General features: G+C 36.0%; 11 protein-coding genes and 4 tRNA genes. 1 reads left to right on the top strand and 14 read right to left on the bottom strand.

Features of this window, described 5'->3' with window-relative positions; genetic code table 11:
* Positions 1-169 precede the first annotated feature (169 nt).
* The 12 genes from CLOCL_RS01870 to CLOCL_RS01815 all read right to left on the bottom strand — a co-directional run bounded on the left by CLOCL_RS01870 (position 170) and on the right by CLOCL_RS01815 (position 14,059).
* Positions 170-244 (bottom strand) — tRNA-Arg (locus tag CLOCL_RS01870).
* Between the two features lie 70 nt (positions 245-314).
* Positions 315-941: a hypothetical protein gene (locus tag CLOCL_RS01865; RefSeq protein WP_014253747.1), complete on the bottom strand. Its 627-nt coding sequence runs from the start codon at positions 939-941 to the stop codon at positions 315-317.
* 156 nt (positions 942-1,097) lie between these two features.
* Positions 1,098-1,439 carry a hypothetical protein gene (locus CLOCL_RS01860; RefSeq protein ID WP_014253746.1) on the bottom strand — a complete coding sequence of 114 codons (342 nt, stop codon included), beginning with the start codon at positions 1,437-1,439 and terminating at the stop codon, positions 1,098-1,100.
* Between the two features lie 65 nt (positions 1,440-1,504).
* Positions 1,505-3,901: a stage II sporulation protein E gene (spoIIE, locus tag CLOCL_RS01855; RefSeq protein ID WP_014253745.1), complete on the bottom strand. Its 2,397-nt coding sequence runs from the start codon at positions 3,899-3,901 to the stop codon at positions 1,505-1,507.
* A 762-nt stretch (positions 3,902-4,663) separates the two neighbouring features.
* A tRNA-Val gene (locus CLOCL_RS01850) sits at positions 4,664-4,739 on the bottom strand.
* A gap of 7 nt (positions 4,740-4,746) precedes the next feature.
* Positions 4,747-4,818 (bottom strand) — tRNA-Glu (locus CLOCL_RS01845).
* Between the two features lie 6 nt (positions 4,819-4,824).
* A tRNA-Met gene (locus CLOCL_RS01840) sits at positions 4,825-4,901 on the bottom strand.
* A 141-nt stretch (positions 4,902-5,042) separates the two neighbouring features.
* A complete protein-coding gene (locus CLOCL_RS01835; protein ID WP_014253744.1) occupies positions 5,043-6,230 on the bottom strand; it encodes a DUF362 domain-containing protein in 1,188 nt (395 codons plus the stop codon).
* Positions 6,231-6,262: 32 nt separating this feature from the next.
* Positions 6,263-7,081, bottom strand: a complete 819-nt coding sequence (yhdJ, locus tag CLOCL_RS01830) for an adenine-specific DNA-methyltransferase (RefSeq protein WP_014253743.1) — start codon at positions 7,079-7,081, stop codon at positions 6,263-6,265.
* 303 nt (positions 7,082-7,384) lie between these two features.
* The gene (gene clpB / locus CLOCL_RS01825; protein ID WP_014253742.1) at positions 7,385-9,979 is read right to left on the bottom strand and encodes an ATP-dependent chaperone ClpB; all 2,595 of its coding nucleotides are present in this window, start codon (positions 9,977-9,979) and stop codon (positions 7,385-7,387) included.
* 52 nt (positions 9,980-10,031) lie between these two features.
* Positions 10,032-10,970: a DnaJ C-terminal domain-containing protein gene (locus CLOCL_RS01820; protein WP_014253741.1), complete on the bottom strand. Its 939-nt coding sequence runs from the start codon at positions 10,968-10,970 to the stop codon at positions 10,032-10,034.
* Between the two features lie 578 nt (positions 10,971-11,548).
* Entirely contained in the window at positions 11,549-14,059 is a 2,511-nt protein-coding gene (locus tag CLOCL_RS01815) for a protease inhibitor I42 family protein (RefSeq protein WP_014253740.1), read from the bottom strand.
* 289 nt (positions 14,060-14,348) lie between these two features.
* Here CLOCL_RS01815 and CLOCL_RS01810 point away from each other — a divergent pair, with 289 nt between their 5' ends.
* A complete protein-coding gene (locus CLOCL_RS01810) occupies positions 14,349-14,732 on the top strand; it encodes a hypothetical protein (protein WP_174269786.1) in 384 nt (127 codons plus the stop codon).
* A gap of 76 nt (positions 14,733-14,808) precedes the next feature.
* Here CLOCL_RS01810 and CLOCL_RS01805 read toward each other — a convergent pair whose 3' ends face one another.
* Together CLOCL_RS01805 and CLOCL_RS01800 are read right to left on the bottom strand one after the other, a co-directional pair.
* Complete coding sequence (locus CLOCL_RS01805) at positions 14,809-16,281, bottom strand: TraB/GumN family protein (RefSeq protein WP_014253739.1); 1,473 nt, start codon at positions 16,279-16,281, stop codon at positions 14,809-14,811.
* 375 nt (positions 16,282-16,656) lie between these two features.
* Positions 16,657-17,220: a TetR/AcrR family transcriptional regulator C-terminal domain-containing protein gene (locus CLOCL_RS01800; protein WP_014253738.1), complete on the bottom strand. Its 564-nt coding sequence runs from the start codon at positions 17,218-17,220 to the stop codon at positions 16,657-16,659.
* Positions 17,221-17,374 lie beyond the last annotated feature (154 nt).

Genomic DNA, 17,374 nt, shown 5'->3' with positions numbered 1-17,374 from the left:
TTATTTTTTGCAACAGAACCTCTTTATAGAATAGATTATAAATTTATAAAAAATATAAACTTTTTAAAGATGGCAGTATTGTATAATTCTTAAGAACTCAAATTGAAAAAGATATGTTATGAAATATAAAAAGCACCAGTATTCCAATAAACACTGGTGCTTAATAATTTGGCGTCCCGGACAGGAATCGAACCCGTATCAGTGGAACCGGAATCCACTACCTTATCCATTAGGCCACCGGGACTTAAATATACCACCATAATATTATAATCTAATATGAGCAAAATGGCAACTGACACATATATGAAATATACTTATCTGAAAAGCAGTAAAATCCAATTACCGATAGTAAAACTAAGTGCATATGACAATATTAAGTGCCAACAATAAACAATAACATAAATCATATTTTTTAATCTGTCATCAAAATCATAAATTGTATTTATTCCCCTGGCTACTATTGCCGCCAGCCAAATGGGCAATATAATAAACTCAATCAGGTTTATGTAAAAAGCAAAGCTTGAAGTCATCCCTCCCCATTTAGCCAATCGGACAGTCGCTTCAAAAAATGCTTGTACCGGAACAATAATAAAGTGTGCAGATATGTATACTTTCATTAACTTTATTAACTGCCCGTTCATGTTTTTTATTGTCTCTTTTACCCTAAAAAATTTAAACAAATCAAATAAAGGAAGCGAAAAGAAAATAATATCCACAAGCCCCAGTAAAACAGCAATACAAAGGGCAAGTGTAGAATTAAATATCAACACACTCAGTGTCTTGTTACAAAACATTATGGGCATATAGTCCAAAAACAGGAACACTGCATTGGATAAACCCACAAATATAATTCCTAAAAACAAGGTCGGGAGCTTATCCGTTAACTTTGCAAAATAAGATTTAGGAAAAAGGAATATATCCAATAAACTCGGTTTTTCCACACAAATTCTCCTCAGGATATTAAATTTAACAAGCCTTTGCTATAAGTGCCTGTTATTTTTTTGTATCCTTTTCTATTTTTATAATATTTATTATTTATGATACAACTAAACTACTGCAAAATCAATGAAATAATTATAAAGCTAACAATTACTTTTCTAAAAAAATTTAGAAATAATAAAGAGCAAAAGTGCAATACTTGCGACAAGAGCAAAATTTATTAATGTATTTATAAGCTTTTTATTCGGATTAAACGGCTTTAAGTTCAAATCATGGATAAGCCCATCCCTAATATTATTCTCCTTTATATAATTATTGATAATGTCTTCTGCCTCTCGCAGCAAGTAATTGTTAGCTTTCCTGGAATTATTCGTGGTTGAAATCACTGCATTTTTATTTTTACTGGGCTTCTTGTCCTTTAAAACAAGTATTGCTTCCTCAACAATATTTGAAGATATATTCCTGATTATTACAACACGTTTTGTATCATCGCAGACCATAAACTTCCTCCAAAAGATATATTCGGAGATAGTTTGCAACATTTTGCCTATAAATATACATATTTCTATCCAACTTTCTTCCAAACTTTCGCCACTAATACTGTCATATCGTCCATTGCTTGGTTTCCGCAATTCGAGTATGCCTTGTTTATAATAGAATCTGCAATTCCTTGAGGATTTAAATTATCTATACCCTCAATATACTTTATAAGAGATTTTTCACCGTCTTCATTGGTTTTAAAGGAATCAATTACACCATCGGTTACCATTATTATAAAATCACCATTGTCCACATTTTTGCAAATGAGTTCTGTTTCTATATCGCATAATATACCAGCCGGCAAAGAAACAGCTTTTACCGTTTCCACCCTATCCGGTCGTTTTATATATGTGGACACAGCACCTATTTTTACAAACTCCACCTTTCCGTCATACAAATCTATTGATGACAAGTCGATGGTTGCAAAAGAGTCATCATCGGATTTTAAAACAAGTATAGAGTTGATAAGTTTTACGGCAGTATCTTTATCAAAACCTGTCTCCATAAACTGCTCAAGAAGACTTATTGCTGCCCTGCTCTGGCATTCAGCCTTCCGGCCGGAACCCATACCGTCACTCAAAGCCAAAATATATTTCCCATCTCCTGTGTTCATAAAAGTATAGTTATCTCCCGACACGCCTGATTCATATTTCCCAATCTTTGCAACTCCGGTAGTTACTCTGAAGGTCTCTTCCTCAACAAGTTTTAATGTACAAATTCCGTTTTTATGGTTTTGTACGCATTCGTTTCTCTCCTTTACCATTCTTCTGCCTATAACTTCCGATGCAACCTTTTCTATAGTATTTATGCAGTTTCTTGTTCCGCCGCATCCTTTATGGAAAATTGTCACTTCATTCTTTCCCCATTTATTTTGGAAAATCACTGCATCATTTGCTTTAATTCCGGCCTTATCCAGTTCAACCAGCAGCTTATCCTCCAGATCTCCCTTGAATTTCACATCATAATTAATCTCATTGGCAAGGTTGGCTATTACTTTGGAAAGCCCGTCCAAATGCTGCGACATAAGGCCTCTGCTTTCTCCCACTCTGTTTTTCCATACAAGATTTACTTTGAATAGTTCATATACATTGTTTACCTGTTTTACAAAATCGCTTATTCTTTCGCACCTATCCATGAAATAATCCGGAATATCTTTTTCATCAATGTAACCCTTATCCTCAAGCTTCTCTATTATTTTAAACATCACCTGATAAGTATTGTAGAAATTTCTATCCCAACAATGCAGGCATAAGCTGCAATCCTTACACACTTTATCCGCAACCCTGTCAAAAAGCGAAGATATATCCTGTTTACTTGTCGCAGCAGCTGTCTCGGATATTTCTCTAAATGTTTTCGACAATTCTGCAAAAGCCTTTGAAAATTTATTCAGCCTTTCTATTGTCAGTTCTTTAATTCTTGCGCTATAGCACGACTTGTCTCTTATGCCAACGGCAGCCAATGCAAAGTATCCTACGGTTTTGTCAACATATTTTTTAGGAATAAGCATAGCTATTGAAACTGCTGCTAAAATATCCTTTATATAAATCAATACCTCGGTTGAGCCATTTATATAAAAAGTAAACAATGCATTAGCCGCAACAAATCCAAGGCAAACTCCTGCCTTCCCCAAATTCTTAAAAACTCCGCAAAGTAATCCGCAAAAGGCATAGGATGCTATTACCATTGTTATACTTGGATTTATAATGTTTACTACCAATCCTACAATAACACCTACAGCCGCTCCAACTCCCGGCCCGGATACCATGCTGAACAATAGAATGGCCAGAATTCCTGCAACATTTATGAGATTTATTCCCGCCAGTTCGATATTCCCTATTCCCGCTAAAGTTAAAGTCATAAGCATTGCTATGCTTATCATTTCTTCATTGGATAAAACATTTCGCTTTTTTGACTCTTCAATTATAGATATTGAATACTTAAATATAAATACCAATGCAAAAACCAGACCGGAATAACATATGCCCTTTAATGTATCATATAATAGAAAACCTTGTAAAATGACCATGACCATTTGAGGTATAATCACACTCACAAATGCCATTACTGAAACACTAAACTCATTTTTCTTATTGGAAAACAACTTTTCTAAAGCACTGAATATAATTATTGAAGCAATTGTTATATATACTTGTTCAAAACCCCCGCCCGTTATCATGCCTGCAGCAACTGCAAGAGTCATTAATATTCTGCTTGTCCCTGTACTTGCTGCCGCCATAAAGAAAGCTATTCCAAAAGGCATAAATCCTTGGAAGAGAGAAACTCTTCCCAGCAAAAAACTAATAAGAAGAATTAGAATACTGCTTCTTGAAATGGGAACATTTAATGATACTTCTTCTTTTGTTCTTTCGTACACCTTTTCTACATTACCTAATCTTGGATAAGCAATTGCATGTGTTTTCATCTTTTGTGACCTCCTAAAATACATTTTTATTTTTGCCGTGCATGACTGATTATAGAGTATAGGCAAAAAATTATTTGTCAAATTCGGTTGCGGCATCTAAAATTATTCTGACACTTATCCACAAAAACATAGCTTTGTGCTATGGAAAAACAACTTAGAGAAATGTGCTCAAATTGTAAAGTAAAGTTTGAAATCTTAAATATGGACATGAATTTTGTAGATTTTGGTCAATAAATTTTTGTTCAGGGATATTATATAGACAAAAAATTTGGTTTGAGTACGGTTTTATCGGGCATGAGCGGGTAAACAAATCGTAGGTAACGCTATTAGAAAAGCCGTTTGAAGCGTGTGGGAATTTTGTTTTAGCTGAAGGCAGTTTTGTTTTAGTTGAAGGCAATTTTGGTTTAGTGACAAAGGACTCCATTACATGACTTTCGCAAAGAATCTGTAAGCCTCAGCTTGATAATTTTCGCCCGCGTCTATGAAACCTCCTGTTTCAAGACGCTAAAAATGCCATCCATTGCATTTTTACTTCAAATTATCAAGCTTTCGGCAACAACTTCTAATGCTCAAGTCAAGAAATTCCGTCCTTTTGCACTAAAACAATTCATAAGTATAGAAAAGAAGTTTGATTAATCTTAAATTTGATTTGCCATTGATATGTTTTTAGATGGCATCAATAGTTTTTTAGTGCTTTACTTCAACTTCAACATGAAAGCAAAAAGAAGGAACCATACTTTTTTGATATATAGTTCCTTCTTTTGGTGGGCACTATAGGGCTCGAACCTATGACCCCCTGCTTGTAAGGCAGATGCTCTCCCAGCTGAGCTAAGCGCCCGTTTGGATGACCCATAGGGGACTCGAACCCCTGTTACCGCCGTGAAAGGGCGGTGTCTTAACCGCTTGACCAATGGGCCACATAATGGTAGCGGCGGTCGGATTTGAACCAACGACACTACGGGTATGAACCGTATGCTCTGGCCAACTGAGCTACGCCGCCATATTTATTTGTCAATGCATGCTATTTTAATTATCCGCAGCACGCTTTAACATTGTAGCAGATACATAGGTGAAAAGTCAATAGTATTTTTTAAATTTTTTTATGTTTATTTGTGGAAATAGTGTTTTGCCTTTATATTGCCTAGTGTTTAACTTTTCCTCTGATATCCATATATATTCCCGCCGCAAGTTTTACTATCCTATCAACTGTCTTGTTCCTTCTTATATCGATAGCTTTAGCCGGGCATAATTCCTGGCAGCAAAAACACCTTATACACTTAGAAAGTTTCACTATGGGCTTTTTGTTTTTCATTTCGATAGCTTTAGGCGGACAGCTTCTCTTGCATTCTCCGCATCCAATGCACTTATCCAAAACAAATACAGGTTTCGGCAGCATAAATCCGGCAAGGTTTTTAAGAAAGTCATTCTTTACGAACCGGATTTCTCTAAGTCCGTCTAAAGCCGGAACGCTAAAGTCTTTTACTCTGACACTGTCAATGGGTACTCCAACAAGTTCAATCCGACTAATATCGTCAGGGCATAATCCTCTTTCAATGGAGTTTTTTAAAACCGGAACGTTTTTGGGATCAATGTTTATAATGTTTACAGCTGCCATATCCAAATGAAAGGCATTTTCTGATGCAAGTATGGCTCCTATTTCTCTGGGCACTCCCGCTGAAGGTCCAGGACCTTCCATGCCGATAATTGCATCCATTATATTTAAGGCAGGTTTAACACTAAGGAAAATATCTATTAAAGTATCTGCAAATCTGGTATATTCCTTCATGTTAAAGTGATACTCTACCTTTGTTATTCCCGCTATTGCACCAAACATATTTTTGACTGCGCCAGTATAAACCATTTGCCCATGAGTTTTGAGCTTAGGAAGGTTTATAACAAGATCAGCCTCTGCAAGCGGTTTTAAAATTTTTAACTTCTTAATATATTTGCCATCGGGATTTTGGACCTCAACTTCGGAAAGGTCAAAATTCAGCTGTACTCCAATCTCATCAGCTATTTCTTTCATACCGGTAGCCGTATATATATCCTCTAACCTTGAACGGGTATAGGGTCCCCCGGGGCTGTCAATGATCAACACCTCAGCTCCTGCATTTTTAATTATTCTGGCAAGTTCTCCTACCAAAACAGGATGGGTAGTCGCAGCCTCCTCAGGTCTTTTTTTCATAAGAAGGTTAGCTTTAAGTGCAACTTTCATTCCCGGCTTAATAAATTTGTCGACACCGCCCAAGTTCTCAAAAGTTTCTTCCAATGCCTTAGAAACTGTTGTTTTATCGTATTGAGAAGCTTTTACTATCGAAACTAAACTCATCGAAACTACTCCTTTTATTTTACAAAGTAACTTCAATTGTCACTCTCTTTGTCCTCACTCAAACCAAGTACACGTCTCAGACCGATTCTGTAATAATCTTCGCTTAACTCTATGCCTATGGATTTACGTCCAAGTCTTCTTGCCACCACAGAAGCCGTAAATGTTCCCGAAAAAGGGTCGAGTACAATATCTCCTGCATTACTTGAAGCTTTAATAATTCTTTCCAACAACGCTTCCGGTTTCTGTGAAGGATGTTTCTCATATTCACTCATTCGATAACGCACACGGGCAAATTCCCAGACATTACCCGGAATTTTCTTGCTATTATAGGGCTGAGGAGGAGTCTTTCTGTAATCAATGAGCCTTCTTACAGCTCCGGTCTTTGCTTCCACCATTATATCCTCCCCGTTGAAAGTGTATTTACATTTTGCCGACTTGTTTGCCATAATTATAGGTTCATACAGCGAGCCAAACTTGTGCTTTGATTGCACTCCCGAACTGTCATAATACCATACAATATTATTGATTACATTATATTTTTCACGTATATAAACATCTATATATGATATATTTTGGGTTGAATTCATTATATAAACCGTGCCAGTATCCTTTAAAACTCTAAAACATTCGTCAACCCAGGCATAGCACCAACTTAAATACTCATTCTTGTTTTTCCATTTATCACTGTCATTTCCATAATCCTTACCCAAATTATAGGGCGGATCTGCAAATATCAAATCTACAGACTTATCTTTTATCTTCGGCAAGACAGTCATACAATCGCTGTTAATAATCATTGAACCATCCTTGAATGTGTAAGGAAAATCAATGCTGTAAAATATTTCTTCCATTAACTCATCTTGTCCTTTACCGATTTTAAGCAGCATTATACACCTTGATTTCATTATCGTCAACCTTAGAAAAAACATTACAAAATCAAAAAAATTTTAAACAAGTTTGTTTAGAAGTTAACGCTAATCAAAATTTCCTTGGCAATGAAAAAGGCTGCATTTGAATAATCTCAGCATGCAACCTTTAAATATTTACGCCATGTATCCCAAGTTTAAAGGGATTATAACTTTTAAACACAAGACCGGTATTTTTAAGTTTATAAATAAATATAATTTTAAAATACATAAAAGTCATAAAAATCATCATACTGCCTCAATGTTCAGTTTTTCCCCATCAAAGTCAATCTTTACTTCCATTCTGTCCGCCAATTCTCCCTGAATAATCATTTTAGCTATCTGTGTCTCAACATGTTTCTGGAGATACCTCTTTACAGGCCTTGCACCGTAAACCGGTGTATAGGCTGAATCTGCCATATATTCCTTAGCCTTATCGGTTACATTCAGCTTTATCTTCCTGTCATCGAGTCTCTTTTGGATATCGTTAAGTGCAAGATCAATAATTTTTATAATTTCTTCTTTTCTCAAAGGCTTGAAAAGCACAATCTCATCAATACGGTTCAGAAATTCAGGCTTAAAGTTTCTACTAAGCTCATTCATTACTTCTTTTCTTGCCTCATCGCTAATCTCGCCGTCCGGGGAAATACCGCTTAAAAGATACTGGCTTCCGATGTTTGAAGTCATAATTACAACGGTATTTTTGAAATTAACTGTCCTTCCCTGACTGTCAGTAAGCCGACCGTCGTCAAGAAGCTGCAGCAGCACATTAAACACCTCAGGGTGAGCCTTTTCAATCTCGTCAAAGAGTATTACACAATAGGGCTTTCTTCTTACAGCTTCAGTAAGCTGTCCTCCTTCTTCATAACCCACATATCCCGGAGGTGCGCCAATCAGCCTTGCAACAGAATGTTTTTCCATATATTCCGACATATCTATTCTCACTACATTATCCTCAGTATCGAACAACGCTTCTGCTAAAGCTTTGGCAAGCTCGGTCTTACCAACCCCGGTAGGTCCTAAAAAGATGAATGAACCTATAGGCTTTCTCAAATCTTTAAGTCCCGATCTTGCTCTTATAACCGAATCGCTAACCGCACTTACCGCCTCATCCTGTCCTATAACTCGCTTGTGAAGTATTTGTTCAAGATTCAAAAGTTTATCCTTTTCATTTTCCACAAGCTTTGTAACCGGAATTCCAGTCCACCGTGAAACAATCTCAGCTATTTCCTCTTCGGTAACTTCCTCTTTCAACAAGGCATTTCCTTCACGGGATTTTATTCTCTTCTTCTCCTCTTCCAATTGTTTTTCAAGTTCCGGCAGTTTACCGTGTTTAAGTATCGCTAGTTTATCCAAGTCATAATTTCTTTCTGCTTCCTCGATCTGCCTTTTTACATCCTCTATCTGCTGCTTAATATCTTTTTCCCTTTTGATATTCTGTTTTTCCAGTTCCCACTGAGCTTTCATACTGTCTGCCTTATCCTTAAGGGCTGCTATATCCTTTTCAAGAGCAGCCAGCCTTTCTTTGGAAGCCTGGTCATCCTCTTTTCTAAGAGCCTGGCGCTCTATTTCAAGCTGCATTAATCTTCTGCTTATTTCATCAAGCTCTGTAGGCATACTGTCAATTTCTGTCCTTATCATAGCCGCCGCTTCATCCATCAGGTCTATGGCTTTGTCAGGGAGAAATCTGTCGCTTATATACCTGTTGGACAATACAGCACATGCTATTATGGCGTTATCCGTTATCCTGACACCGTGATGTATTTCAAACCTTTCCTTCAAGCCCCTTAAAATCGATATGGTGTCCTCCACTGTCGGCTGGTCCACTAAAATTGGCTGAAATCTTCTCTCCAATGCCGCATCCTTTTCTATATATTTGCGGTATTCGTCCAAAGTTGTAGCACCTATACAATGGAGTTCCCCTCTGGCCAGCATTGGTTTCAGAATATTTCCTGCATCCATTGCACCCTCAGCTTTACCTGCGCCCACTATATTGTGCAATTCATCTATAAACAGTATAATTCTTCCATTGGATTTGTTAACATCGTTCAATACTGCTTTCAAGCGTTCCTCAAATTCGCCGCGATACTTTGCTCCGGCAATTAAGGCACCCAAATCCAAGGCAAATATTGTTTTATCCTTTAGTCCTTCAGGAACATCCCCTTTAAGTATCCTTTGGGCTAGTCCTTCAACAACTGCAGTCTTACCTACTCCCGGTTCTCCAATCAACACTGGATTGTTCTTTGTCCTCCTTGACAAAATTCGTATTGCCCTTCTTATTTCCGCATCCCTGCCGATTACCGGGTCAAGTTTGCCCTGTCTTGCAAGCTCTACCAAATCTCGGCCAAACCTCTTTAAGGCATCATAGGTATCCTCAGGATTTTTGGAAGTTATCCTCTGGTTGCTTCTAACTTTGCGCAAAGCTTCCATAAACTTCTCCAGATTTATGCCATAACGCCTGAAAATTTTTTCGGAAGGTGTATCCTTTTCCTTTATCAGCCGTATAAATATATGCTCAACTCCAATATACTCATCTCTGAACTTTTTGGCTTCATCCTCGGCACGAATAAGTATTTCATTAAACCTTCTGGTGGCATACATACCGGAAGCACCGCTGCCATATATTTTAGGCAGTCTTTCAAGCTCCTGTTCCACATCATTGGTATACATTCGCACATCTATGCCCATATAACTTAAAAGCTTAGGTATTAAGCCATCCTCTTGATTTAACATTGCCAAATGTAAATGTTCACCATCTATCTGCTGATGAGACATCCTTATGGCAATTTCCTGAGATAAGGAAATAACTTCCTGAGCCTTTTCAGTAAATTTATCAAAATTCATTCATCATCCCTCCTCTGCAATTGTATAAAAGCCTTTATAGCATGCAGCTTTGTCAATAGGTAGTCGCTTTTACAATATCCCTCAGCTTTTCGTAAAGTTTTCTAACTTCCGGTGTCAAAATCTTCGGATTGACAATGCGTATTTTTATATACAGATCTCCTCTCAAACCGTTCCTATCGATATAACCTTTTCCTGGAACACGTATCTTGTTATCGGTCTGAATTCCCGGCGGAATCTTAATCAAAATTTTCCCATCCAATGTATCAACTGTCTTCTCACCGCCTAAAGCAGCATCCCATGGCATAACATCCAATACAGTCAACAAATCCTTCCCGTCAATTTCAAATTTACCGCCCTTTTTAAACTTTACCGTCAGATACAAATCACCATTCGAACCGCCATTGGTACCGGGTTCACCTTGACCTTTAAGTCTAATCTTTTCACCATCTTTCACACCTTTTGGAATTTTGAAGGAAAGGGTCTTCTCTCCGGTGCGTGTTCTAATACTTATACTTTTTTCAACACCTGCAAATCCTTCTTCCGGAGAAATCTCGATTTCCGACTCAATATCACTTCCCTGTGCAGGGTAACTTTTTCTTTTGCGTTGTCTTCCGAAACCATCAAATATACTTCCTAAATCGAAGCCGTCATCACCGAAAAAAATCTTAAAAAAGTCGCTATAGTCTCCACCTACGTTAGTTCTGTATTCATACCGTACATTATTTCCAAAACCGTATCTTGCCGGATCGAAATCAAATCCGTCCTCAAAATTATATGCACTACCAAAAGCATCATACTTTTTTCTCTTCTCGGGATCGCTCAATACTTCGTATGCTTCATTCACTTCTTTAAACTTCTCTTCTGCTTTTTTGTCATTGGGATTGGCATCAGGGTGGTATTTCTTAGCTAATTTCCTATATGCTCTTTTTATTTCATCCTGCGTAGCATTCTTATTCAAACCTAAAATGCTGTAATAGTCTTTGTACTTCATCTCGCATCCCACCTTTCTTAGGGTTACAACCTTCTTTTTTACCTTCTTATTATTTTAAGACCGTTCCGGCATCTTATACCGTCATAGTTTATTTGTCTTTGAGTGGTGCTAATTCTATAGCAAATTCAATATTTTAAATTTATATGATTCATTTTACAGGCATAATTTGTAAATAAATCTACTGACTTTGACCATCTTTGACTATAAATTAATAATAATCCTTCCCTCGCGGTTAATCAAACACTTATATTTATGTTTATAAATATATAAATTGGATTATTTTAAGCTATTTTCTTTTTTCTTTAATTTTCTTGATTCTTCTTTCAGACAGTTACAATTTGCTTAATTAATTTCTCCACATCTGGAACATTGGTTATAGGTTGGTATAAATCAAGTTCGCAATACTTCAAGCGAGTTAAACGATAAAAATAAAATTACAGCCTACAATCAATTACAATACTTCTGACCCCGAATATGATCTTGACAATGTACCCAATATCGGCATAAAAGCAGATGTAACACAAGAAAGGACAGTTGGGAAATAATCCTCAACTGTCCTTTTTATATTGACTAAATCATTAAAAATCAATTCTTTTTGTAATATACGCACTCATATGATATTTTTCTCCCTCAGAATAAAATTTGAAATAATCTCCCTCATCATTGGATAATCCATACAATCTCCCATTTAATTCCTTTACCAGTAATTTGCCGTTCTTCTTTATATTAAATAGTCCAACTATTTCATATGAATCTGATTTTTCCACAGATACAAGTTCAAGCTCGTATACATCTTTATCCGCATTGATTTTAGAATTGAAAAAAGCATTTGTACTACCTTCGGTCCAACTTATAGTAGTATATCCCGAAATATTGGAAAAAGTAACACCTGGTATAGCAATGCCCAATACTTTTTCCGATATTATCGTATGTGTTTTTGACAAAGGTACTGCAGTAGGTTCAGGTCTTATTGTGGGTATCGGTATTGGTTTTTCTGTCGGTACCGGTATTAGTGTCGGTATTGGTCTTACTGTCGGTATTGGTTTTATTGTCGGTGTAGGTATTGGCTTCTCTGTCGGCACCGGTATTACTGTGGGTATCGGTATTGGTCTTACTGTCGGTATTGGTTTTATTGTCGGTATCGGTATCGGCTTCTCTGTTGGTACCGGTATTACCGTGGGTATCGGTATTGGCCTTACTGTCGGAACTGGTATTGATGTAGGTATAGGAGTTGCAACAAGCTTATAAGACTCAACAATAAATATCGGCGGATAAATCGTTAACAAGCTGTAGGTCCCTGTTACTTCCACTTCAAATCCATCATATTTCTCCAGTCCTTCTGTTTTTCCGCTGAGACTTACAGGACCGCTTTGCGTCTTTAGAAGAAAATTATAGCTATCGACTTTCTGTTCCGGATTATCATTCTTTGTAACTACAACAATACCTCTGATAGTCTGTAATTCTTCAACAATTACTTTCACTGCAAAGGTTTTAGCGGGTGCTTTTGACTCCCACGGTCTTGAATAAATCATTTCAATTGCTGTAGAGCCGATGTTAACGGCCTTATATGACCATATCTCCTTTCCACCGCTACCTACTATTTTTTCGTCGGTTTCATCCGGTATGTATTCATAATTCGTTTCTATTAACACACTTGGATCAGGTTTGGTAGCATACGACCAACTATATCCTGTGGTTGGATTCGACTCAAGCTCCAATCTCAGTTCATCACCGGGTTTAACGTAAACATATCCGCCATTATCAGCCATTGTTATTATCTTTACATCAGGAGTAGGTGTAGGAGCTAAAATCGGTTTATAGGATTCAACAATAAATATTGGCGGATAAATCGTTAACATGCTGTAAGTCCCTGTTACTTCTACTTCAAATCCATCATATTTCTCCAGTCCTTCTGTTTTTCCGCTGAGACTTACAGGACCGCTTTGCGTCTTTAGAAGAAAATTATAGCTATCGACTTTCTGTTCCGGATTATCATTCTTTGTAACTACAACAATACCTCTGATAGTCTGTAATTCTTCAACAATTACTTTCACTGCAAAGGTTTTAGCGGGTGCTTTTGACTCCCACGGTCTTGAATAAATCATTTCAATTGCTGTAGAACCGATGTTAACGGCTTTATATGACCATATTTCCTTTCCACCGCTACCTACTATTTTTTCGTCAGTTTCATCCGGTATGTATTCATAATTTGTTTCTATTAACACATTTGGATCGGGTTTGGTAGCATACGACCAACTATATCCTGTGGTTGGATTCGACTCAAGCTCCAATCTCAGTTCATCACCGGGTTTAACGTAAACATATCCGCCATTATCAGCCATTGTTATTATCTTTACATCAGGAGTAGGTGTAGGAGCTAAAATCGGTTTATAGGATTCAACAATAAATATTGGCGGATAAATCTTTAACATACTGTAAGTTCCTGTTACTTCTACTTCAAATCCATCATATTTCTCCAGTCCTTCTGTTTTTCCGCTGAGACTTACAGGACCGGATTGTGTTTGCAGAAGAAAAGCATATGGTGTTACTGCTTTATCCACAACTCCATTCTTAGTTACTGACAAAGTTCCTGTAATGGTTTGCAGATTGGGTTCCGGTGTTATCTCCGGCATATCTATCACTGTATAAGATTCAACATTAAATAAAGGATATTCAGTAGCTATCAGAGTATATACATAGTTACCGATAACTACAATGGTTTTTCCGATCTCATTTTCCAGACCTTTAGTATTTCCTATAAGCTCATAAACAACTTTATCGGTTTTCAGCAAAAACCTCTCTTTGGAAGAATTATCATTGAATAGAGTTCCCTTCAACTTTCCATATTTAGCCAATGAGGGTAATGTTATGACAGGTTCTTTAGTTGCAGTAGGAGGAAGAGTCACTTTCACGACAGGTTCTATCCCCTTGAGGTTATTAACATCATTGTTATTTTTTGAAATTCCCTGGTTGATTTCGATATTTTGCCTTGTCAATGGAACGTCATTACTCTTAGCATCCACTAAGGTAGATAAAAATACAGTGGTCAATAAGGTCAAAACCAACATCATTGCAAAAATTTTTTTCATTTCCGTTTCCTCCTTTTTAATTTGTTTTATTTTTAATTATTATTACAGTCGCTCTTAATTTACAAAACCAATGATTAACGAATTTTAAGAATTTTTATGTCTATTTAAGCCTTTTATTATTTTTATTATATAATAATTGGACCTACAAATTAAATATTTGGTTCCCAAAAAATTTCAAAAAGCATTCTGCAATTTCCAAAATCATAATTAAACTTAAGCAGAAATTTTCGAACTGAAATCAAAAAAACCTTTAATTATTTCCATTGATGACCTTAACTATTATGAGTACATGATTGAAAACGGAAATGTTTATAAACTGGTGTTGGATGAAAATGGCAATATTGCAATCTTTTCCGTTTCCCCTGATGGAAAAGAAATCATATCCCGGGATAATGAAATTGTTCCCATTCTGGACAAGTTTGTAGAACAGCACAGCGATTTTTCATTCAATGGTACAAAGGAAATTATCGCACTAACAGGGTATGAAGGTATTCTGGGCTATAGAACTTATGAATTGGTATCATCGAACTACGAAAGAGAAAAAACTGAAGCAATAAAAGTAGTAAAACTTCTTAAGGAAACAGGCTTGACCTTCGCATTTCACAGTTATGGCCATCTTGATGCTGTTAAAGTTAGCTGTGAGAGATTTGAAAGAGATACATTGCTTCATTGATTTTCCTATAAAAATTAAACTTCAGGTATCTATTTTTCATAGAACCTGAAGTTTAGATGTAAGCATTATTTCACGTTTATTTTATTTGAACTATTTCATACTCTCCAGTCAATTGGGCAACAATCCCTGTCTCACCAACCATATGACCTGCTCCAACTACTACCAGATATGTTTTTCTTTCAGGATCAGCAAGATAACTTTTCACTTTTTCAGTCATGTTATTGTTTCTTGATATAAACAATTTTTCATTGAATTCTTTGTCTACGTCAGAATCGCTCTCCGCTGAAAACAATAATTTCTCCAATCCTTCTGTATCGCCGGACTTCCAGCAATTAATCATATCATTAAGCATATCCACAGATTTTTTTTGAGTATTATTATCGGGTGCAAGGGAAGATGCCAAAAATTCCACTTGGAGCTCAGTTGAGAAAGAGTCAAACAAATCCACCTGGAACTTTGCACCTTCAATTTCCAATATTTCTTTTTTATCTTTGGCTTTTTCAAGTAAAACCATATCTATTCCAATTTCCGAACTGAAAGAACTTTCTGCATAAAGTAAATTTTGCACAAGCAATGCAGCATACCATGGTTTAAACTTATTATACATTTCAGGTCTTATACCATAGGGTTCAATAACCTCTACAAAACGGTTGTACACTTCTTTGGGCACATTCTTATAAAGAGTGTTGTCATCTTTATAGAATGCTTTTTCCATCATATATAAAGCAGCTTCCTGAGCATTTGACACATTTGCTTCAACTGCAAGATAATCGGCTTCTTCGAATGCCTTTAATATTTCTTTGGATAAAGGATACATGGAAGGATCAGCCACATGTACCGAACCCAGCAAATAAACACAACTGTCTTCGTCACTTACTTTCCAAAATGCACCCCTCGAATATTTGCCCGATTCATATCTTACAAATTCGTAGGCATTTTTTGTGAAAACTATAAGTTCTTGTCTGCTGCATGAACTTTCAAGGTCTAAAGTATTGTTACTCCTTCCTTTCAGTATTCCCTTTGAAACAACATACTTTACTGCATCTAATGCTTCGTCCGGTATTGAGTCTGCATCATTAAAGGTAAGTTCAATATCGGCTTGAAAACTAAAGACCGGTTGAGCTGCTTTTATTGTTTCATATGTACAGGTAACCATATCCAGTCTTGTAACTTCCCGTTGTGGCTCAAGCTTTTCGTCTTCTTTAATCAGTCCGACTGAATATGCTTTTAATATTGTTTCACTAAAAGTATCACCAATCAAGCTTTTATCAGACGGTATAATTGATTGCTCTGTCGCTGCTTCATAAACACTTACACAAACACTATACAATTCATCCATTGTAACTTTTGAAGTATAGTTTTTATACATATTTTCCGGAGCAAGACCGTATATTTTAGACCACTCCACACTTTCCACTGCCCATTCGCTAGGTTCATTACTTGCTGTCAATAACAACTGTTCCTGAGCGAAAGTACCTATCTGAAATAAGAAAAACACTGCTAAAACTGAAAATACAGCTACAATTTTCCTCGCCTTTCTTTTTATCATTAATTTCACATCCTTCCAAAAAACCGTAAATTTTTCTTCACATTTATTAATCTTTATAATTTTAATATAACACACTTTTTATCATAAGTCACCGTAATAATAAAAAAGTCTAAAAAGTAATATATATATTATCTCGGTTTTTTTTAGATAATTATTACAGTTATTTTTCCATTCAACTTCTGTTTCATATGGTTATTTGGAAATATATAAGACTCGGTATCGGCTTACAGCATTATTTGTTAATGATAATAAATAAGTTTTTCTTGTTGAAATATTTAAACTTTAAAGATAGGTCTCTTAGAATTTATAATTATAAATAATTATTATTGAAATGTTCCGAATAATATATCATGCTTTTTCTTATACAGAATTATTTCAGACCTCTTCTTTTTTTTCTAAATATCTATTAACAATAAATTTAATACACTCTTCCGTTATGGGATAAAGCTTTGCACTGTATTGATAAGGGAAAGACTTCATGCCCTCCTTAGCCCATTGTGTTATACTGCCAACAATTCCGTTTGAAAAGAAGCTGGCAATAAGCTTTATTTCATCTATTTCCAATTCATTTGCTCCTAATACCTCTTTAACCTTATTCATGCTGGAATCAAAAATAATTTCAAAAAAGTGCTCCTTAAGATTGTTCTGTACATCAGAAGAAAGAGCTGCCACATAAAACTCCCTGTTTTTATATAAATGCTCCACAAGTTCGTCAAAAACCGAATTATCCTGATTCAAATCAGTAAGAGCCGCAAATTCAGTGTCAAAAATCCAACAGACCAGGTCCTGTTTGTCTTTAAAATGATAGTAAAAGGTTTTCCTATTAAGACCGCAAGCATTAACAATATCTTGTACAGTTATTTTATCAAGATTCATATTAGCCATAAGCTTTTTCAATGTATCTGCAATAAGCTTTTTCGTAAGCTCAGGTTTTGACATCTCCGTTCACCTCATATAACCCATCTCCATATTTATTTAAAAACTTCCCATTTATAATGATTTGTGTAAAAATGGGACATATGGTTTCAGTTAATGGTTTTTTATCATCTTATAACATGTTAAATTATTTGTAAAGATTAGAACATGATATTAA

It is taken from the genome of Acetivibrio clariflavus DSM 19732, assembly GCF_000237085.1.
In the GTDB taxonomy this organism is placed as follows: domain Bacteria; phylum Bacillota; class Clostridia; order Acetivibrionales; family Acetivibrionaceae; genus Acetivibrio; species Acetivibrio clariflavus.
Note: the sequence above shows the minus strand (reverse complement) of the source record. Positions and strands in the feature narration are given on the sequence as shown.